The sequence below is a fragment of the Dyella solisilvae genome (assembly GCF_003351225.1).
In the GTDB taxonomy this organism is placed as follows: domain Bacteria; phylum Pseudomonadota; class Gammaproteobacteria; order Xanthomonadales; family Rhodanobacteraceae; genus Dyella; species Dyella solisilvae.
In genome coordinates this window covers 170,851-192,060 of record NZ_QQSY01000006.1, presented here as the reverse complement: position 1 = coordinate 192,060, position 21,210 = coordinate 170,851, and the positions used below count along the sequence as shown (strand labels likewise).

Below are 21,210 nucleotides of genomic sequence, written 5' to 3'. Positions count from 1 at the left end.
AAGGCGCGCCATCGGGGTGGCCTTTCTCTTGGTTACTTCTCTTTGGCCACGCAAAGAGAAGTAACCCGGCGGCCGGCAGGCCGGCGGAAGCCCGCCGCAGGCGAGCACGGTCGCGCCACCCTCAAATCAAAAGCGAAAGTCACTGGATGACTCGCTGCGCTCGCCCCTTCGGGGCCGCCCTCCGGGCGTTCTCCGCGCTTCGCGCTCCGTCCAGCCTTCGCTGGGATGACGAGCTAGGAAGGTCTGCGAGCACGGTGCAGGCTACGCTCCATCCGGGCAACGCCGGCCCATCCGGGCAACGCCAAGAAACCAAAGCCAAGAAGGCGTCCACCCATCCACCACCACTCCTCATTCGTTTGAATTTCGTCAAATGAATCCCCGCTGACCAAAATTGCACTCTCGGGTGCAACTTTTCCGCACTGGCGCGTTCTTAATCCTCGGATGCGCGCAACGGCATCCATCGGCTCACCCACCTCCCTGGGTGAACCATCCGGCTAGCGATCCTCTCCCCTGGGTTTCGCGGCCACCCGGCCCCGAGGATTCCCCCCTAATCCTCGGGGCTCTTTTTTTGCCCTTCCCCCAGCTCCCGCATTCCGCAAGGACAGCGAGCCCCAGAGCCGTTAGGATTTACGAATTCCATACGACTGGCCACACGGAGCGCGGCCGGCATTCACAGGGGTCACGGCTTCGTGCAGATCAAGGGAAAAGTCACCTCGTTCGATATCGCCCACGTGGCCGGCGTCTCGCAGTCCACCGTGTCGCGCGCCCTGCGTGGCAGTCCGCTGGTGAACGAGGAGACCCGCCGGCGCATCCAGGCGGCGGTGGATGAGCTCAACTACAAGGTCGACAAGAACGCCTCGGGCCTGCGCGCCAAGCACACGGGCACGCTGGCGCTGCTGCTGTTCGAGGACCCCACTGCCGACGAATCGCACATCAACCCGTTCTTCCTGTCGATGCTCGGCTCGATCACCCGGGCCAGCGCCAAGCGCGGCTACGACCTGCTGATCTCCTTCCAGCAGTTTTCGCTCGATTGGCACGCCGACTATGCCGACAGCAAAAAGGCCGACGGCATCATCCTGCTCGGTTACGGCGACTATCTGGCCATCCGCGACAAGCTGAGCAAGCTGGTCGCGCAGGGCACGCGCTGCGTGCGCTGGGGCGCGGTGCTGCCGGATCAGCCGGACGTCTCGGTTGGCTGCGACAACCTGAGCGGCGGGTACGAGGTCACCACGCACCTGATCGGGCAAGGCTGCCGGCGCATCGCCTTCCTCGGCGACGCTTCCAGCCACTTCCCGGAATTCTTCGACCGCTATCGCGGCTACGTGAACGCGCTGCGCGAAGCCGGACTGGAACCGGAACCGCTGCTGCAGGTGAACGGCGTGAGCACGGAGCGCTCGGGCTATGAGGCGGTGGAAACGCTGCTGGCCCGCGGGGTGAACTTCGACGCCGTGTTCGCCGCCAGCGACCTGATCGCCATCGGCGCCCTGCGCGCGCTGGGCGACCATGGCCTCCGGGTGCCCGACGACGTGGCGCTGGCCGGCTTCGACGACATCCCGATGGCCAGCTTCATCAATCCGCCGCTGACCACGGTGCTGCAGGACACCAAGCTGGCCGGCGAGATCCTCGTCGACAACCTGTTGCGCCTGATCCACGGCGAGCCGGCCGAGAGCACCAGGCTCCCGGCCAGGCTGATCGTGCGTCGATCGAGCCAGCGGCCGCGCTGAGGCGCGCCGCTACGCGGCCGGCGCCGCCACGGGTTCCGCAACCGGTTCGGCCACGCGCAGCGTACAAAGGCCGGCGATCACCAGGCTGGCGCCGCCCATGGCCAACGCCCAGATCGGCTGGCCATGGAAGAACAGGCGCAACAGCACGCCCAGCACGCTGGCCGCCAGCAGCTGCGGGATGACGATGAAGAAATTGAAGATGCCCATGTACACGCCCATCTTCGCGGCCGGCAGGTTGTCCGACAGCAGCGCGTACGGCAGGGACAGGATCGAGGCCCAGGCGAAGCCCACGCCGACCATCGACAGCAGCAGCCAGTGCGGATCGCGAATCAGCAGGAACGACAGCAGGCCCGCGCCGCCCAGCCACAGGTTGGCCAGGTGGCTGAGGCGCAGTCCCCAGCGGCGCACCATCCACGGGATGCAGGCGGCGGCCAACGCGGCGAACCCGTTGTAGGCAGCGAACAGCACGCCCACCCAGTTGGCGCCCTCGTTGTAGAGCGCCGAGTGGGTGTCCGTCGTGCCGTACTGCACCGAGGTCACCGCCGCGGTGGTGTAGATCCACAGCGCGAACAGCGCGAACCACGAAAAGAACTGCACCAGCGCCAGCCGGCGCATCGGGCCCGGCATGCCGTAGAGGTCCCCCATCACCTGGCGCAGCATGCCGCCGCTGCGGGTGGTCGACAGCCACGCGAACAGCAGGCCAAACATCACCAACCCACCGCCGAGCAGGTAGAGCTCCTTCTCCAGCGCATAGTGGTAGATCGCCAGCAGCAGCATCGCGCCGGCGCCGAGCATCAGCAGGCCCACGTGCCAAGCGCGGGAGGTATCGACCGGGCGTTCGTCGGCCACGTTGTCCGCGAAGGCTTCGAGCTGTTCCGGCGGGTACTCGCGCGTGCTCAGCACGGTCCACAACACCGACAGCAGCAGCACGGCGCCGCCGAGGTAGAACGCGTAGCGGACGGTGTCGGGAATCGCCCCCTCGCCCGCCACGTTGCTGACGCCGAACCTGGCCAGCAGCCAGGGCAGCAGCGAGGCCACCACCGACCCCACGCCGATGAAGAAGCTCTGCATCGCGTAACCCAGCGGACGCTGTCGCGGCGGCAACTGGTCGCCTACGAAGGCGCGGAACGGTTCCATCGAGATGTTGATGGTGGCGTCCATGACCCACAGTAGTCCTGCGGCCACCCACAGCACCGGTGAGTTGGGCATGCACAACAGGGCCAGCGTGGTCAGCACCGCGCCGATCAGGAAGTACGGGCGACGGCGGCCCAGCCTTCCCCAGGTGCGGTCGGACAGGTAGCCGATCACCGGCTGCACGATCAGTCCGCTGAACGGCGCGGCGATCCACAGCGCCGGGATATCGCCGACGTCGGCGCCCAGCGTCTGGAAGATGCGGCTGACGTTGGCGTTCTGCAGGGCGAAGCCGAACTGGATGCCCAGGAAGCCGAAGCACATGTTGAAGATCTGCCAGAACGACAGTTCGGGCTTGCGGCTCATGGCGTGGCCCCGGCCTGCGGCGCCGGCGACAGCAGCAGCGCGTCGATGTTGGCCTGGTTGAGCGGACCGGCCGTGCCGCCCTGGTTGCCGGTGTAATGCGCGTTGTGGCGCAGATAACTCATGTTGAACCCCTGTTCCAGGCTGAACTGGCACGCGGCGCCCGCATGCGCGACGAAGCTGCCGGTGGTGGAGCGCTGGATGCCTGCGCTATGCGGCATCACCAGCGGGATCGACTGCAGCGGCTGGCCTTCGCACTGAACCATGAGTTGCTTCACCGCTGCGGTCACGCCCGTGTTGATCGGACCGTGATTATTGGCATAGGCCAACGCCACTGCGAAGCGGCCGTCGCTGTTGGTGCGCCACCGCCACGGCCCCTGGCCGGCAATACGCGTCTCCTCGCCCTTGCAGGTCTCCTGGCTGGGCAGGGACTCCAGCCCATCCTCGGCGATGCGCGTGAGCCGGAAGCACTGGCGGGATGCTCCCTTGGGTACGACAACGCTGCCATCGATCGGGCCGACGCGGCGACCGTCAAGGTAGAGCACGCCCTTGCCGCTGAAGCTCACCTTCCAGCCCGCGGACGTGTCGGTCACCACTGGCGCATCCGGCATCGCCGGCGCATACAGCGGCGCGTCAGTGCGCAGCGGCGGTGCGTCCGAACGGATGGCCTTCAGCGCAACGATGGTCTCGTTGCCGTCGCGGCGCTGCGATGCGCTCACCAGCAGGTCGCCGTCCAGCGTGGCCGGTCGCACCAGCGTGATGCGCTGGTCGGCCAGCTGCAGCGTGATGCGCGTACGGTCACCGAACAATGGCGCCACCCAGGCCGCCGGGAGCTTGGGTTCGATGCGCCCGCTCTCGTCCAGGCCGAACACGCCGCCGATCACCATGTCCAGATAACCCGCCACCGACCACAGCTGGCGCGGCGAATTGACGACCGGTCCGCTGAGCGCGCCCTCCTCCACATGCACGGCCTGCGTCAGCAGCTCGTAGTTCTCCATGTTCGAAGCCGACAGCGCTGCGCCACGCAGCAGCGAGTCCATTTCGTGCGCGATGCGCGGTGCATCGTTAACCGCCCGCGCAGCGCGCAGCGCATAGGCGCTCACGAACGGCCAGATCGCACGGTTGTGGTAGACCGGCTGGTCCTTGCGCTCGGGCCAGATCACCGGACTGCCCGCCGGCCAAGTCGGATACTGCGCAAGCGCCTGGCGCGCCCGCGCCGGATCGGCGACGCCGCTGGTCACCGCCAGAGCAATGCCCAGCAGGTCGTAACTGTCCACCGGCATCGCGCCCGGGCCGATGTAGCTCATGTAAAGGCCGCGGTCATCGCGCCAGAAGTACGTGTTGATGGCGCGCTTCAGCGCCTCGGCCTGCCCTCGGAACTCCGCGACGTGTGCATCGTGGCGTTGTTCGGCCCATGCGGCCGCCAGCTGAAGCGCCTGGTAGTGCAGCACGTTGGTGGAGAGCGCGTAGGACTCGCCGATGAAGCTCACATCCTTCGCCGTCCACGCCGGATAGCTCTGCTCGCGCCAGTCGAGGAACGAAGTCTCGCCGCGGTACAGGCCGAGCTGCGCATCGAACGTGTACTGGCGATCCTGCGCCAGCGTGTCCTGCAGCGCACGCCAGGTCTCGTCGGCAAAATGCGGATCGTCATGCAGATGGCGGGCGCCGAGGAACCACACGATGCGATCGGTGCTGATCGGCCAGCTGCCGCCCGAGCCGGTGTCCTGCATCACGTACAGGCCCTGCGTCGCCGACGGCTCGCGCACTTCGGACAGCTTGAAGCGCAACGACTGGCGCGCCCGCTCCGGATCCAGCCGCCACAGCGCCAGATCCACCGCATAGGACAGGTCGCGCGTCCACACGTACGGCCACTTCTCGCCGGTGGCGAAGCACTCGCACGGGATCGACTGGCCATGGTCGTAGGCGTCGTCGCGGATGGCCGCGACCGAGTCCTGGCGCAGGTCGTCCTGGGCCATGGCGAACAGGCCGTCGAACAACGGACTGGCCGTATGCACGGCGAGCTTCTGAGGCGCGATGCGCCGATCACCCCGCGGGGCGTGCAGCACGAAGCTGCCGACCCCCGCGGCGCTCATGCTCGCGCTACGGCCTTGCCAGCTCACCGTTCCATTGGTGTCGATACCTTGCGCCGTTGCTACACCGGCGAGCAGCCATGCGGCGCCCGCCAGCGCCAGGCGACGACGCGCCCTCATCGAGCCACCGTCGCCGTATCGATCGTCACGTCACGCGCCTTGCCGGCCGCCAGCTTCACGTACGTCACCTCACCGAAACGGTCCTTGCCGCGCGCCCAGCCTTCGTCCGCAGAGGCGCGCAAGGCTTCCACGCTGCCCAGCATCGGCAACGGCTTGCCATCGCTGCTCACGCTCCCGGCCACGTCGCCATGGACGGCGAGCACGTAGTCGCGCAACACCGGCTTGTAGCTGCCGGTCGGCGCAGCGGCGCGGAAGTCCACGGTGGCGCCGTTGCGCTGGACCGCTAGCGGCTGCAGGAAGTAGGCGCCCTTCTCGTACCCGTAGGTCTCGCCATCGTCGTCATAGACCTCGAAGCGGGTTTCGTGATCGGACGGAAACACCTGCACGTCCAGCGCGGTGACCGGCTGCTGACCCACATAGTCCATCACCGGCTGCTGCGGAATGATCGCGCCTTCGCGGACGAACAGCGGGATGTCGCCCCAGCCCTTGGCGTCCGTCGCCAGCGTGACGTCGCGCCCGCCCTCGTAAGTCTTGCCATCGAACCAGCCGAACCAGCGACCCGACGGAAGTTGCAGGCGCTTGGACGTCTGGCCCTGCTCCACCACCGGTGACACCAGCAGGTAGTCGCCGAACATCCACGCGTCGATGCGGTCGCGCTGCGCGGGGTCGTCGGGATAGACAAACTGCAGCGGCCGCACCAGGCCCACGCCGGTGACATGGTTCTGATGCTCATAGGCGTAGATGTACGGAATGAGCGAATAGCGAAGGCGGATCGCATCGGTGGCGGCCTTTTCGGCCACCGGCCCGTAGACCCATGGCTGGCGCTTCTCGCCGAAATCGCCGTGCACGCGGAACACCGGCGTGAATGCGCCGAATTCGATCCAGCGCGCGTAGTTTTCGTCCGTCGGATGGGCCTTGTTGAAGCCGCCGCCGTCCATGCCCCAGTGCATCGCGCCCACGTCGAATGCCGCCAGCATGCGCTGGCGCTGCGCCGCCATGGTGGGAAAGCTGCTACGGATGTCACCTGACCACACGCCATAGGCGTATCGCTGCGATCCGAGGTAGAAATTGCGGTTGACCGACCACACGCGACGGTCGCTGTAGGCGCGCTGGCCGTCGTACATCGCGCGCTGCATGTTGAGGAACTGGGTATCGACGCCGCTGGTGTCGGCTTCGTCATTCCACCAGCCCACGATGCCGGTGTCGAAAGAGTGCTTCACCGCATCGTTGAAGAACCACTCGCGCACGGCCGGCATGTCGAAGTCGATGTCGCGCGCGAGCTTGTGCGAGAAGTAATCCGGCGCCGCCTTCGACTGGGCCAGCCAGTAGCCCTTGGCGGTGGCCTCGCGGCCTTCCGACGTGTCCACGTGCACGCGCGGCTTCATGATGCCGGTCATGTGCATGCCGCGCTGGTCCATCTGCTGCTTGAGCTTGCCGCTGGGGCCGTCCGGGAACTTGTCGGTGTTCCAGCGGAACTCGCCCATGTCCTCGCCCCACGCCTTCCAGTCGAAGTCGAAGGTGAAGTTGTCGATGGGGATGTGCTTGGCGCGATAGGTGTCGACCAGGGTCAGCGCTTCCTGCTGGTCGATGCCCCACTGGCTGTTGGTGAAGCCCATGGCCCACTTGGGGAACATCGGCGCCGCGCCACTGAGCTTGCGCACCTGGCCGAACAGCTCGGCCGGGTCGCCCGCCAGCAGGTAGATCGTGCGCACCGGCTGCTGTCCGGCGCGGATGGCGATGGCGGTATCGCTGAGGTTGAAGGTCGCCGGTTCGGCGTCGGCGAGCACGCCGTAGCCGGCGGTGCTCCACACCAGTGGCGCGCCCGTATGGCCCTGCGTGCCGGCCGTGGCCTGCTGCTTGCCCTCGCGGGTCAGCGTGCCGGTGGCGCGATCGAAGGCATTGAGCCCGCCGATACCGTACTGCGGCTCACCCTTGGCGTGGCGCAGCGTCCAGTGGCCGTCGGCCGCGTGCGAGAGATCGGCGTCCAGCAGCAGGTGGCCGGCATGGTCCTCCATGCGCAGCTCCGCACGCTTGGCGTTCCAGCGCAGGGTGACGCGATCGGAGCGCAGCACCTGCTCATCGCCCTGCTGGTCGCGCTCCACCGCCACCGGCTCGAAACTGGCGCGCGCATCGATAACCGGCGTGGCCGGCTCGTGCGTGCCGTCCATGCGCAGTTGCACGATGCCGGGGGCGAGCAGCCGCAGTTCCACCTTGCCCTGCGGCAAGGCAAGCGTCATCCGATCGTTGTCCGCGTCGGCGTGTTCGGCGGCGGCGGCGGCGGCCGGCACGCCGGTGATGGCGGCGAGCAGGGCCAGGGCGAGCAGGCGCGTGCGCATCAGTGCAGCACCACGGTGCTGTAGGCGGGCAGGTTCAACTGGCGATCCTCCAGGGCGACGTCGGGCTTGCTCTTGAACATCACGGTAGCGTCCTTGGGCAGCATGGCTTGCGAGGGCTTCCAGTGTGCCGCCTTGCCGGACAGGTTGTGCACCACCAGCACGCGCTGCTTGCCGTCGTCGCGCCAGAAGGCGAACAGGTGCGGATTGCCGGTGGCGACGACGTCGAGCGCGCCGTCGCGCAGCGCGCTGCTCTGCGCACGCCACGAGATCAGCGTGCGATAGGTGTTGAGCAACGAGTTGGGGTCGTCCTGCTCGGCCTGCACCGACACCAGCTGGCCCTGGTGCACGCTGGTCGGCTTCCAGCGCGACTCACCCGGGCCCGGCTCGCGTGTCCAGCGCATCGGCTCGCGCAGGTTCTCATCGGGCTTCTTGCCCTCCATGCCCAGCTCTTCGCCGTAGTAGATGTACGGCCGGCCCGGCAGGGTCAGCAGCATCGCGGCCGCCATGCGCATATGGTCGAGGTTGCCGCCGAGGCGGCTCATCACGCGTTCCTGGTCGTGGTTCGACAGGAAGGTGGAATCGATGTGCGGCGTATCGCCCGCCGCCTTGTACGCGTCGTAGGTCGCCTTGAGCAGCTTGCCGAGCGCGTCTGATTTCTCGCTCTTGGCGCTGACGATCAGCTGCTCGGCCAGCGGGAAGTCGAAGATCGAGCCCAGCGGCTTGAGATACGGCGCCAGCTCCTTGGGCGAGGTGGCGCTCACTTCGCCGACCAGGGTCACGTCCGGCTTCGTCTTGGCCAGCGCGTCGTGGTATTCGGTCCACCATGCGACGTTCTTCTGCAACGCCTCGGCGCTGTGCACGTCCGACTTGAAGTCCACGTAGATGTGCTTGGCCGCATCCAGGCGGAAACCGTCGACGCCCTTGCCCAGCCAGTACTGGCCGACCTTGATCATCTCCGCGCGCACGGCCGGATTGTCGTAGTTGAGGTCGGGCATGTGGCCGCCGAACACGCCGATGTACCAGCCGTCGGCGCCGGCGTGCCAGATCGGGGTATCGGTGGCGCTCATCGCGCCGAGATTCGGGCGCTTGGGCGACCAGGTGTACCAGTCGCGGTGCGCGTCGCCGGCCTTCTGCGCATCCAGGAACCATGGATGGTCCTTGGCTGTGTGGTTGATCACCATGTCCATGGTCACCGCGATGCCGCGCTTGTGCGCCTCATCGATCAGGTGCTGGAAATCGGCCATGCTGCCGTACTGCGGATTGATGCCGTAGTAGTCGGTGATGTCGTAGCCGTGGTAACTGGGCGACGGGTTGATCGGCATCAGCCAGATGCCGCTGACGCCCAGCGACTTGAGGTAGTCGAGCTTGGCGGTGACGCCGTTGATATCGCCGATGCCGTCGCCGCTGGTGTCATACCAGGCGCGGACGAAGATCTCGTAATAGACGCCCGAAGGGGCCGCGGCAGCCGCCGGAGCGGGCGCGGTGTCGGCCGCTTGGGCCGAAGGGATGGCGCCTGCGCCAAGCGCCAGGGCAAAGAGGGAAGCCAGAGTACTGAACAGACGATTCCGGGACATGCCTTGCTCCATTCGAAGGCCACGAGCCTTCGACGGAACGGTACACCGGAAACGCTGATCGTCGCTTCGGACCGGTGGCCGCCACGCCGGGCCTCGCGGTGTTGCAGCGCCACGCCGTCAGCGGCGTGGCCCCCAAAAGCATCGCGCCGGCGTCCTGGTGGGCGCCGGCGCGATCGTGGCTTACAGCTTGAAGTTCACGCCGAGGTAGCTGGTACGACCGAAGTACTGGATCGTGCCGGTCTGCGACGGATCGGAACCGAAGTAGGTGCGGGTCGGCTGATTGTTGAGGTTCAACATCTGGAACACCACGCTCCACTGGTCGGTGAAGTTGTACGAGGCCTGGAAGTCGTACACCGTCTCCGCGGCGAAGGTGACCATCTGGTTGGTCACCGACATCTGCGTGTCGGAGGCGAACTTCGAGCGGTAGTTGCCGGACACGCGGGCCGAGAACGGACCGTAGTCGTAGAACACCGCGGCGCTGGCCACGCGACGCGACAGGCCCGGCAGGCCGATGTACGAGGTCGCGCCGCCCAGCGTGGTGGGGTTGCTCACCGTGCTGGAGGTCAGCGCGAAGTTGCCCTGCACGCCCAGGCCTTCCCAGATGCCCGGGAAGATGTGGTTCTTGGCGAACGCCAGCTCCAGGCCGCGCACCTCGCCACCCTTGGCGTTGTAGGCCGTCTGGTACTGGCCGTTGAGGTACGGCTGTCCCGTGTCCGGGTTGGTCGGCACCGGGATGCCGGCCGAGGCGAAGTTGTAGTTGTTGTACGTGACCGCCTGGATGAACGACTTGATGTCCTTGTAGAACACGCCGCCGCTGACCAGACCGCTGGAGTCCTCGAAGTAGTGCTCGTAGGTCAGGTCAAACTGGGTCGCGCGCAGCGGATTGAGCAGCGGGCTGGTGCCGCCCCACACGTTGTACTGGGCAAGAGGGCCCGGACCATTGGACACCCACGAGCCCGAGCCGGCCATCATCTGGTTGATCGGCGGGCGCGACAGCACCTTGGCGGCGGAGAAGCGCGTCTGGTCGTTTTCCGTCAGGTGATAGACCAGGTTCAGCGACGGCAGCCAGTCACCGTAGGTCTTGCCGACGGTGAGCGGTGCGTAGTCGGTGCTGACCACGCCGTAGCCGTCGGTGATCGGCACGCCGGCGCCATTGCCCACCTGCTGGATGCCGTAGCTGGTCTGCTGCTGGTGCGAATAACGCATGCCGACGTTGCCGGTCAGCTCGTGGCCGAACACGTCCTGCGCGTCGATGTCAGCCATGAAGTACACGTCGCGGGTCTGCGTGTCGACCGATCCGCTCTGGATCAACGACCAGCTGTTGTTCCAGTCCTTCACCGGGGTGGCGGTGATGCCATGCGCGGCGAGGATGGCCGGGCCGTTGAGCTGCAGGAAGCACGGGTAACCCGAGAAGTTGCCCTTCCAGCAGGTGACGTTGGCGGCGCTCGACGGAATGGTCAGCGGAATCGTGCCGCCACTGCCCCACTCGTTGCCATACACGTAGACCTCGCGGTCGGCGTTGTACGTGTGATTGTTCGCGTACACGCCCGCTTCCAGCGCGGAGAACCAGTTGCTGTTGGGCAGGTCGTACTTCACGTCGGTGCGGAACGCCTTCATCTTGTCGTGATAGATGTAGGGGTACACGCCGTAACGCGACAGAGCCATGTCGTTGAGGTTGGTGTAGACGCCCGGGTTGGCGAACGACACCGTGCCCAGGTTGCGGCCGGCTAGCTGGTAGGTGGTGGACTGCGCCATCAGCTGCGGAGTGGCGGTGCCCAGGCCGGTGTACGGATCAGCCGTGGTGTCGACGTTGATCTCGTTGCTGGTGGCGCGCGACAACGACAGGTCGGCATTGATGTGCCAACGGTCGTGGTTCCACTTCATGTTCAGGCCACCGGAGAAGATGCTCGTGTCGGTGGTGTAGTTGTCGGCGGTGGTCTCGTTCGAGAAGTTGCCGCCGCCGGTGCTGGTCACCGTGCCGCCGGTCATCGTGCCGTAGGGGCCGAGCACCGCGTTGGAGACCAGGTCCTGGTTGCCGTACATGTTCTGCGAACGGAAACCGTAGCCGAACGAGGTGTTCTTGAACTTGGAGTAGAACGAGTCGAGCGACAGGGTCAGCTCGTCGCTGGCCTTCCACACCACGGTGGCGAGCTCGCCGGTGCGGCGCTCGTTGCCGCCGTTCTGCTGCAGTTGCAGGCCCTGGGTCAGGTAGGCGTTCTGGCCGCTGGGCAGCGTGACGAGGTTGCCGTCGGAGGCTTCACCCACGAACTGTTCGGCCACGTGCGGCTGGTACATCTGCGCCACGCCCAGGCCGATGCCCAGGGTGTTGTCGAGGAACTTGCCCTGGTAGGCCGCGCTCAGGCGGTAGCCGGTGGAGTTGGCGCCGGCCACGTCGTTGGCCTGGCTGTTGTAGCTGCCACGCGCGTCGACGTTGAGGTTCTGCTCCTTCGGCGCATTGAGCGGGTTGGCCGTCTCCATCGCGATGGTGCCGCCGACGCCGCCGGTGATCAGCGAGGCCTGGGACGACTTGTACACCGTGGCCATGTTGATCAGCTCGGACGGGTACTGGTCGAACTGGATGTAGTTGGTGCCGCTGGTGGACGGCTGCTCGCGACCATTGAGCGTGGTCTGGATGAAGTTGCCCGAGAGGCCGCGGATGTTGATCTGCGAGGCCTGGCCGGCGATACGCTCGGCGGACACGCCCGGCAGGCGGGTCAGCGCGTCGGCGATCGACTGGTCGGGAAGGCCGCCGATGTCGGCCGGGGTGATGACGTTCTGGATCGTGTCGGCGTAGCGCTGGAAGTCGATCGCCTTTTCCATGCCCTGGTTGTAACCGGTCACGGTAATGGTCGACAGGCTCTTGGCCAGCTGCTGATCCTGGGTCTGCTTGCCGCTGGTCGACTGGTCGCCCTGCTGCTGCGAGGCGGCAGGCGTCGTCTGGTCGCTGGTCGCACCGTTGCCGGCAGCGCTGCTGCCCGCGGTCGCGCCCGTATCAGTCGGCGTTGCATGAATGCCGGCAGCAAACAAAAGGCCGGACGCCAGCGCCATGGCCAGCACATTACGTTTCAAGATCACCGTCTTCCCCTCCCACGGGTTTGCACTTCATTTGGTTTTGTAGTTGCCGCAGCAGTCCCCACAGACTGCTGCGGGCTACGCGCCAGTGCATGCCGAATGTCGGGGGCTCCGTCGCGTGGCGGTCATGGTAGGGCTGCGCCAAATGGCGAACAGGCCTCTGCATACGTATTCATGACCGCGTTTTTTTGTGCACCTTTGACAAAATTCTAATGGCGTCGCGTCGCACGACCCTCGTAGACGTGCGACGGACGAGGCCACGGAAAAATCGCCCGACGCGCTTCAACGATGCGGTTTTGCGCCATCTATCCGTCATGCGGCGCGCGATATTTTTCGTCCGCGTCGCCGCGAGAATTCGCCGTGCTGCGTCGCAATATCGCGTTTTTTTGAATACGTATGCAGTCAAGGCGATCGGCAACGACTCTGCCTTTAAGCTGCCCCCGCGCTTCGCTCGGACCAGCTGTCCTCGCAGCGTGCGCATTGGGCGGGAACCTTGGGACACGTGACATGAGTCAAGCACCATGGTGGCGCGGAGCCGTCACCTATCAGATCTATCCACGCAGCTTCATGGACACCAACGGCGATGGCGTGGGTGATCTGCCGGGCATCATCGACAAGCTCGACTATGTCGCGAGCCTCGGCGTGGACGCGATCTGGATCTCCCCGTTCTTCCGCTCGCCCATGGCCGACTTCGGCTACGACATCGCCGACTACCGCGAAGTCGATCCGCTGTTCGGCAGCAACGACGACTTCGACCGCCTGCTGGCCAAGGCGCACCGCCTGGGCCTGAAGGTGATGATCGACCAGGTGCTCAGCCATACCTCGGTGGAGCACGCCTGGTTCAAGGAAAGCCGCGAGAGCCGCGACAATCCCAAGGCCGACTGGTACGTGTGGGCCGACTCGCGGGACGACGGCACGCCGCCGAACAACTGGCTGTCGCTGTTCGGCGGTTGCGCCTGGCAGTGGGAACCGCGCCGCGGCCAGTACTACCTGCACAACTTCCTGACCTCGCAGCCGGACCTCAACTATCACCACCCGGACGTGCGCCGCGCGGTGCTGGACGAGGTGAAGTTCTGGCTGGACAAGGGCGTGGACGGCCTGCGCCTGGATGCGATCAACTTCTGCTTCCACGACCGCGAGCTGCGCGACAACCCGGCCAAGCCCGAGGACAAGCGCGTGGGCCGCGGCTTCAGCCCGGACAACCCGTACGCGTTCCAGTACCACTACTACAACAACACGCAGCCGGAGAACCTCGCGTTCCTCGAGGAGCTGCGCGCACTGATGGACCAGTACGACGAGGTGGCGGCGATCGGCGAGATCTCTTCGGAGGATTCGCTGGCCACCACCGCCGAGTACACCAGCGGCCGTCGCCTGCACATGGGCTACAGCTTCGAGCTGCTCACCGACGATTTCAGCGCCGCCTACATCCGCCGCACGGTCGAGAACCTCGAGTCGCAGATGCTGGAAGGCTGGCCGTGCTGGGCCATCTCCAACCACGACGTGGCGCGCGTGCTCAGCCGCTGGGGCAATGGCGACGCCTCGCCGCAACTGGCCAACCTGTTGAGCGCGATGGTGTGCTCGCTGCGCGGTTCGGTGTGCGTCTACCAGGGCGAAGAGCTGGGCCTCACCGAGGCCGAGGTGCCGTTCGAGTCGCTGCAGGATCCCTACGGCATCACCTTCTGGCCGAACTTCAAGGGCCGTGACGGATGCCGCACGCCGATGCCGTGGAACGGCGGCGTGCATGCCGGCTTCAGCGTCGGCGATCCATGGCTGCCGGTGCCCGCCGAGCATCGCGCGCTGGCGGTGACGCTGCAGGAAGCCGAGCCCGCCTCGGCGCTCAACGGCTTCCGCACCTTCGTGGCGTGGCGTCGCTCGCAGCCGGCGCTGCGCTGGGGCGAGATCCGCTTCCTCGACACGCCCGAGCCGGTGCTTGCCTTCACCCGTCGCCACGGCGACGACACCGTGCTGGTCGCCTTCAACCTGTCCCGCCAGCCGGTGACCGTGCCGCTGGCCGACGCCACGGCCACGCCGATCAACGGCCACGGCCTGCCCCAGGGCGAGCTGGCCAACGGCGCGCTGAGCCTGCCGGCCCACGGCGTGTTGTTCGCCCGCCTCGGCTGATACCAGTTTCCCTCTCGACGGCGGACGCGCAGTCCGGCGCCGCCGTCGACTTTTCCCGCGCCGCCCGCGCTCCTATGATCGGACCCTCGATCATCAGGGAGTCATCCATGCGCGCCGTATTGATCATCCTCGGGCTGGCCGTGCTGGCCGCCGGCGTATGGGTCGCCCTCGGACACGGCAGCTACCAGGCCACCGACACCCTGGTGCAGATCGGCTCGGCCAAGATCACCGCCACGCATGACAAGGCGATCCCGTCGTGGATGGGCATCGTCGGCATCGCGGTGGGCGCGGTGCTTGCGCTCGGTGGATTTCTCAGGAAGGGCTGAGGCCATTGCGCCTGCCCGTGCCGCATCCTCGTCTCCCTGGCCTGCCCCCGCGACACGCGGAGCGCGCCGGCGTCACCCGTCCGGAGTCCCCGCGTGTCTGAATCGGAAGACAAGTCCATGCAGCGCCGGCAGTTCCTGCGCCAGGCCGGCGCCACCCTCGCCGTAGCGTCGACCGCGGGCCTCGCCGCCTGTGCGCCGCCACCGCGGGCGTCGACCGCCGCCAGCGGCAGCGTCGTGGCGCCGGGCACGCGACTGGGCGCCGAAGGCGTGGAGCTCGCGCCGATCCGGGCCAGCATCGACCGCATCACCGGCGTCTATGTGTGCACCCGGCCGTTCCGCGCGGCCGGCCCGCGCATCGAGGCGCAGAAGCTGGGCCACAAGACTGTCGTGCACAACTACGGGCATGGCGGCAGCGGCTGGTCGCTGTCCTGGGGCTCGGGCACGCTGGCGCTGCAGATGGTGCAGGCCACCGGCGTACGCGAACTGGGTGTGATCGGCTGCGGCGCGATCGGCCTGACCACGGCGCTGCTGGCGCAACGCGCGGGATTCAGCGTGCGCATTTACGCGAAGGACCTGCCGCCCGACGTGTTCTCCATGCGGGCCTCCGGCCTGTGGACGCCCGATTCGCGCATCTGCGACGCCGCGCACGCACCGGCGCTGGCTGATCGCTGGGAAAGGATGACGCGCATCTCCCATGCGCGTTACCAGAGCCTGCTCGGCCTGCCGGGCAAGCCGATCGAATGGATCGACGGTTATTCACTCGCTGACGCGCCGTTCGGCAAATTCCACGGCGAGGTGCCGGACGAACCCGAATTCGGTGACTTCAGTGACCGCGTGCATGACCTCACGCCCCGCCCGGTGGAGTTGCCGCCCGGCAGCCATCCGTTCCCGGAACCGTACGTGCGCCGCTACACCACGCTGATGTTCAACATCAGCAGCTACGCGAACTACCTGCTGTCCGAGTTCCTCGCCGCCGGCGGGCGCATCGAGCAGCGCGAGTTCACCCGGCCCGAGGACTTGCTCAAGCTGCCCGAGCACACTCTGGTCAACGCCACCGGCTACGGCGCGCGCGCGCTGTTCGGCGACGACACGGTGATTCCGGTGCGCGGCCAGACCGCGCGGCTGGTTCCGCAGCCGGAAGTGAATTACGGCCTGCGCATGCGCGACATCAGCGTGGTGCCGCGCAGCGACGGCATCATGGTGCAGGTGATCGGTGACACGGGTAATTTCAACAATCCCGACATCACGCCCCGCCGCGAGGACTCCGAAGCCGCCGTGCGCGAATTGGCAGATCTGATGACCGGCATGCGCCGCGGCTGAAGATGCGCTGACAACGTTGACGGCGTGCAGACACGCGCGTCTGGGGCGCGCGGCATACTTGCCGTTCGACCGCCGCCGGCGGACCCCGGGAGCCGCGCCATGAACCCAGCCGCTGGACGCTACGCCGCATGGCAGGGCTGTCTGCGGCGCGCCCTGGCCACCTTCGCGCTGACGTTGTCGCCCCTGCTGGCCCAGGCGCAGGCGCAGATCCAGATCACCCCGCTGCCGGAGCAGAAGCACGCGGCCGTCACGCAGATCGGCGCCAACGAACTCAGCGCCAGCGACCTGCAGCCGTGGCTGGATGCGCAGATGAACGACGTGATGCGGCAGGGCGCGGTCACCGGCGCCGTGGCGGTGGTGGTGAAGGATGGCGAGATCGTGCTGTCCAGGGGCTACGGCTACGCCGATGCCGGAGCGAAAAAGCCGGTTGATCCCGAGACCAGCATGTTCCGCGTCGGCTCCATCTCGAAGTTGTTCACCTGGACGGCGGTGATGCAGCTGGTGGAGAAGCACAAGCTCGACCTCGACGCCGACATCAACCTGTATCTCGACTTTCCCATTCCGCCGCGTGACGGCAAGCCGATCACGCTGCGCGACCTGATGACGCATACGGCGGGCTTCGAGGATGCGCTCAAGGACCGCTATGCGACGAGTCCCGCCACGCTGCTGCCCTTCGACACCTGGCTCAAGCGCTGGGTACCCACGCGCATCCATCCGTCCGGCGACGTGCCGGCCTATTCCACTTACGGCGCCGCCCTGGCCGGCTACATCGTGCAGCGCGTGTCCGGGCAACCGTTCGACGACTACATCGAGCGGCACATCCTGGAGCCGCTGGAGATGAAGCATTCAAGCTTCCGGCAGCCGCTGCCGGATGCGTTGCAGGCGGACGTGATGCCCGCCTATGGCCAGCCGGACGCGCCTCCGCGCCCGTTCGACCTGCGCACGGCCGTGCCCGCTGGCGCGCTGTCGGCCAGCGGCGACGATATGGCGCGCTTCATGATCGCCCACCTGCAGTACGGCCGCTCGGGCAACGCGCAATTGCTCGAGCAGGCCACCGTGCGCCAGATGCAGGACAACCAGCGCGCGGCGATTCCCGGGCTGCCTGGCATGGCCCTGGGCTTCCTGCGCATGGATAGGAACGGCCAGGTCATCTTGGGCCACGGTGGCGAAGTCGGCGGCTTCCACAGCCTGCTGATGCTGTTTCCCGAGCATCACACAGGCATCTTCATCGCCACCGACGGTGGTCATGCGGCGCCCTTGCTGCGCCCGCTGATGGAGCGTTTCGCCGACCGCCATTTCCCGCCGCTGCCTCAACTCAGGCAACCCACCCTGGCCACCGACAAGGTCCATGGCGCGCAGCTCGCCGGCCGCTACCTGCCCAGCGTCATCTCCCAGGACAACCTGCTGGCGCTACCCGACGCCCTTGGTCAACTCAGCATCGGCATGGCCGCCGATGGCACGCTGCAGGCGCCCATGTTTGGCCCGGCGCACTGGCGCGAAGTGCAGCCTTACGTGTGGGTGGACGATGCGACCGGGCGCCGCCTTGGCGTGGTGATGCATGACGGCAAGCCGGTGATGCTCTCGATCGATACCCAGTCACCGGTCCGTGTGTATCTGCCCGCGACAGGCTGGACGCCAACGCAGATCGCGCTCAGCGCGCTCGTGCCGATCGTGCTGTTCATCGCATTGGTCTTGTCGTGGCCGGTGGAGGCACTGCTGCGCCGGCGCCCGCAGAAAGCGTTGCCGGACGAGGACGTGCGCTGGTATCGGCTCAGTCGCCTCACTGCGGTGTTGTACCTGTTGTTCGCCATTGGCTGGCGCCTGATGCTGTTCAGGCTGATCCTGCCGGGACTGGACCTGCGCCTGCGCCTGCTGCAGCTGGTGGGCGTGCTGGCCGTGTTCGGCAGCGTCGCCGTGGCGATCGAGACCTGGCGCGCCTGGCGCAGCAAGGGCGGCTGGTGGCGGCGGATCAGCGATGTGCTGTTGCTGCTGGCGTGTCTGGGCGCCATCGCCTTCATCGTCCGCTGGCGGCTGCTTGCCCTGAACATCAACTACTAGGGGCAGCCCTCTTCACCGTGCAGGGCCGCGCTGCGGGTGCGGTTTCGGCCGGCCCGCTACAATAGGCAGGATGGATGTCTCCCACCTGATCGACAAGCTCAACGACGCGCAGCGCGAAGCGGTGTGCGCGCCGCCCGGCAACTACCTCGTGCTCGCCGGCGCCGGCTCCGGCAAGACCCGCGTGCTGACCCACCGCATCGGCTGGCTCACCCAGGTGATGGGTGTATCGCCGTGGGCGATCCTCGCCGTCACCTTCACCAACAAGGCCGCCGGCGAGATGCGCGCGCGCCTGGACCAGCTGATCCCGGGCGGCACACAGGGCCTCACCGTCGGCACGTTCCATGGCATCGCCCATCGCCTGTTGCGCCGACATTGGCGCGAGGCCGGTTTGCCTGAGGGCTTCCAGATCCTCGATGCCGACGACCAGCAACGCATCGTCAAGCGCGTGGTCACCGGTCTCGGGCTGGACGAGGCGCGCTTCCCGCCGCGCCAGGCCACCTGGCAGATCAACCAGTGGAAGGACGAAGGCAAGCGCGCCGATACCATCGAGCACCGCGACCACCCGATGACGCGCACGCTGGTGCAGATCTACCAGGCCTATGAGGAAGCCTGCCGCCGTGCGGGCCTGGTCGATTTCGCCGAGCTGCTGCTGCGCGCGCACGAGCTGTGGCTGAACAACCCGAAGGTGCTCGAGCACTATCGCGACCGCTGGCGCTACCTGCTGATTGACGAGTTCCAGGACACCAACACGCTGCAATACGCGTGGATCCGCGTGCTCGCCGGCCAGACCGGCCAGGTGTTCGTGGTGGGCGACGACGACCAGGCCATCTACGGCTGGCGCGGCGCCAAGGTGGAGAACGTGCAGCAGTTCCTGCGCGATTTCCCCGGCGCCCGCACCATCAAGCTCGAGCAGAACTATCGCTCCACCTCCACCATCCTCAAGGCCGCCAACAGCGTGATCGCGCGCAACGGCGGGCGCCTGGGCAAGCAGCTGTGGACCGACGGTGGTGAAGGCGAGCGCATCGCGCTGTACGCCGCCTACAACGAGCAGGACGAGGCGCGCTTCGTCATCGAGCGCATCCGCGAATACATCAACGAGCACGGCGAGGCGCGCGATTGCGCGATCCTCTATCGCTCCAACGCACAGTCGCGCAACTTCGAAGAACAGCTGATGCAGCGGGACATCCGCTTCCGCGTGTACGGCGGGCAACGCTTCTTCGACCGCGCGGAAATCAAGGACGCGCTAGCCTATCTTCGCCTCTCCTCCAACCGGCATGACGACGCCGCCTTCGAGCGCGCAGTGAACACGCCGCCGCGCGGCATCGGCGACCGCACGCTGGATGTGCTGCGCCGTCGCGCCCGCGTCGAGAACAGCTCGATGTGGGAATCCGCGCTCAACGAGCTCAGCGGTGGCAGCGAGTTGGCCGGCCGCGCGAAGAACGCCGTGAAGGCCTTCCTGCTGATGATCGAGGACATGGCGCGCACTTTTGCTCCCTCTCCCCTTGGGGGCGAGGGCTGGGGTGAGGGGTCGGGCTTGTCCCAGGCTTCCGCTCCGAATGCCCCCTCACCCGACCCTCTCCCCGCAGGGGAGAGGGCTAGCAGTGCGATGGCGCTTGCCGAGCAGATCGACCACGCCATCACCCACACCGGCCTGCGCGACTTCTACGAGAAGGACAGCCGCGGCAACGCCGAGTCGCGTGTGGAAAACCTGGACGAACTGGTCAACGTGGCGAGCCGCTTCGAGCTGACGCCGGACGACGAGGAGGCCGGCCTGAGCGAACTGGCCGCCTTCCTCTCGCATGCCGCGCTGGAAGCCGGCGAAGGCCAGGGCGAAGCGTGGGATGACTGCGTGCAACTGATGACGCTGCACTCGGCCAAGGGCCTGGAGTTCCCGGTGGTGTTCCTGGTCGGCATGGAGGAAGGCCTGTTCCCCAGCCAGCGCTCGGTGGAAGACGAGGGTCGCCTGGAAGAAGAGCGACGCCTCGCCTACGTCGGCATCACCCGTGCGCGCGAGCGCCTGTTCATCACCCATGCCGAATCGCGCCGCATGCACGGCGTGGAGATGCTGGCGCGCCCCTCGCGCTTCCTGGCGGAGATCCCGCCCGAGCTGATCGACGAGGTGCGTCCCCGCGTGCAGGTAAGCCGACCGCTTTACGGCGCACGCCCGAACAGCGGCTCGATCTCGCTGGAAGAAAGCCTGCCACTGAAGCTCGGCCAGCGCGTCAGCCATCCCAGCTTCGGCGAAGGCGTGGTCATCAGCGCGGAAGGCAGCGGCGCGCACATGCGCATCCAGGTGAACTTCGCCGCCGCCGGCAGCAAGTGGCTGGTCTACGCCTATGCCAACCTGACGCCGCTATAAAACGAAACGCCAGGCGCCACCGGAGCCAAGCATGAGCGAGCCTCTGTCCCTGCGCGAAACCCTGCGCCGACTGCTCATCTCCCAGGAGGGCATGTCGGCGATCTACCGCCGCCTGCCCTGGACGCACCGACTGGTGCAGGGACTGTGGCTGGCCCTGCTCGCGCTGGTCGCCGCCAGCGCCGCCTATGGACTGGGCCTGCTGCTGCACACGCAACAGGCGTTCTGGGCTGCGCTCACCGCGATTGCGGTGACCCAGCAGGGCTACCTGGACACGCGCGACTCTTCGCGCGACCAGATCATCGGCGCGCTGGTCGGCGGCGTCGCCGGACTCGCCGCCGCGCTGCTATGGGGCGAGCACTACAGCGCGTATGCGCTGGCTATCGTATGCGCGATCACCGCCTGCTGGCTGTTCGGCGTGGGCAGCGCCGGGCGCCTGAGCGGCAGCACCACCACCATCGTGATGCTGGTGCCCCACACTGGCGCGTTCTGGCTGGTCGCGCTCACCCGGATCGGCGAGGTGGCGCTGGGCATCATCTGCGCGCTGCTCGTGGTGGCGGTAGCCGAACGCCTGCAGGCGCGCTGGGTACGCGTAGCCGAATCAAACCACTGAGCGCGC

At 67.0% G+C, this 21,210-nt stretch carries 12 protein-coding genes; 7 read left to right on the top strand and 5 right to left on the bottom strand.

Going from position 1 to position 21,210, the window contains the following annotated elements; all coding sequences use genetic code 11:
• Positions 1-695 precede the first annotated feature (695 nt).
• Positions 696-1,724: a LacI family DNA-binding transcriptional regulator gene (locus DVT68_RS18205; protein ID WP_114826644.1), complete on the top strand. Its 1,029-nt coding sequence runs from the start codon at positions 696-698 to the stop codon at positions 1,722-1,724.
• Positions 1,725-1,733: 9 nt separating this feature from the next.
• On the opposite strand, the gene DVT68_RS18200 is transcribed toward DVT68_RS18205, so the two are convergent.
• From DVT68_RS18200 to DVT68_RS18180, 5 genes are all read right to left on the bottom strand, one after another.
• Positions 1,734-3,221: an MFS transporter gene (locus DVT68_RS18200; RefSeq protein WP_114826620.1), complete on the bottom strand. Its 1,488-nt coding sequence runs from the start codon at positions 3,219-3,221 to the stop codon at positions 1,734-1,736.
• Positions 3,218-5,428, bottom strand: coding sequence for a glucosidase family protein (locus tag DVT68_RS18195; protein WP_114826619.1), 2,211 nt, complete (start codon positions 5,426-5,428; stop codon positions 3,218-3,220). The genes DVT68_RS18200 and DVT68_RS18195 overlap by 4 nt, the downstream gene beginning before the upstream one ends.
• Positions 5,425-7,764, bottom strand: coding sequence for a glycoside hydrolase family 31 protein (locus DVT68_RS18190; RefSeq protein WP_114826618.1), 2,340 nt, complete (start codon positions 7,762-7,764; stop codon positions 5,425-5,427). The genes DVT68_RS18195 and DVT68_RS18190 overlap by 4 nt, the downstream gene beginning before the upstream one ends.
• Entirely contained in the window at positions 7,764-9,338 is a 1,575-nt protein-coding gene (locus DVT68_RS18185; protein WP_114826617.1) for an alpha-amylase family glycosyl hydrolase, read from the bottom strand. The genes DVT68_RS18190 and DVT68_RS18185 overlap by 1 nt, the downstream gene beginning before the upstream one ends.
• A gap of 180 nt (positions 9,339-9,518) precedes the next feature.
• A complete protein-coding gene (locus DVT68_RS18180; RefSeq protein WP_147281770.1) occupies positions 9,519-12,407 on the bottom strand; it encodes a TonB-dependent receptor in 2,889 nt (962 codons plus the stop codon).
• A 510-nt stretch (positions 12,408-12,917) separates the two neighbouring features.
• On the opposite strand from DVT68_RS18180, the gene DVT68_RS18170 reads away from it, so the two are divergent.
• The 6 genes from DVT68_RS18170 (at position 12,918) to DVT68_RS18145 (ending at position 21,204) form a co-directional block, all read left to right on the top strand.
• On the top strand, positions 12,918-14,531 hold the full coding sequence (locus DVT68_RS18170) for an alpha-glucosidase family protein (protein ID WP_114826614.1): 1,614 nt from the start codon (positions 12,918-12,920) through the stop codon (positions 14,529-14,531).
• Positions 14,532-14,638: 107 nt separating this feature from the next.
• A complete protein-coding gene (locus DVT68_RS18165; RefSeq protein WP_114826613.1) occupies positions 14,639-14,857 on the top strand; it encodes a hypothetical protein in 219 nt (72 codons plus the stop codon).
• A 117-nt stretch (positions 14,858-14,974) separates the two neighbouring features.
• Positions 14,975-16,177: an FAD-dependent oxidoreductase gene (locus DVT68_RS18160; protein ID WP_114826612.1), complete on the top strand. Its 1,203-nt coding sequence runs from the start codon at positions 14,975-14,977 to the stop codon at positions 16,175-16,177.
• 99 nt (positions 16,178-16,276) lie between these two features.
• Complete coding sequence (locus DVT68_RS18155) at positions 16,277-18,235, top strand: serine hydrolase domain-containing protein (RefSeq protein WP_114826611.1); 1,959 nt, start codon at positions 16,277-16,279, stop codon at positions 18,233-18,235.
• 70 nt (positions 18,236-18,305) lie between these two features.
• Positions 18,306-20,594, top strand: a complete 2,289-nt coding sequence (locus DVT68_RS18150) for a UvrD-helicase domain-containing protein (protein WP_114826610.1) — start codon at positions 18,306-18,308, stop codon at positions 20,592-20,594.
• 31 nt (positions 20,595-20,625) lie between these two features.
• Positions 20,626-21,204, top strand: a complete 579-nt coding sequence (locus DVT68_RS18145; protein ID WP_114826609.1) for an FUSC family protein — start codon at positions 20,626-20,628, stop codon at positions 21,202-21,204.
• The last annotated feature ends 6 nt before the right edge of the window (positions 21,205-21,210 follow it).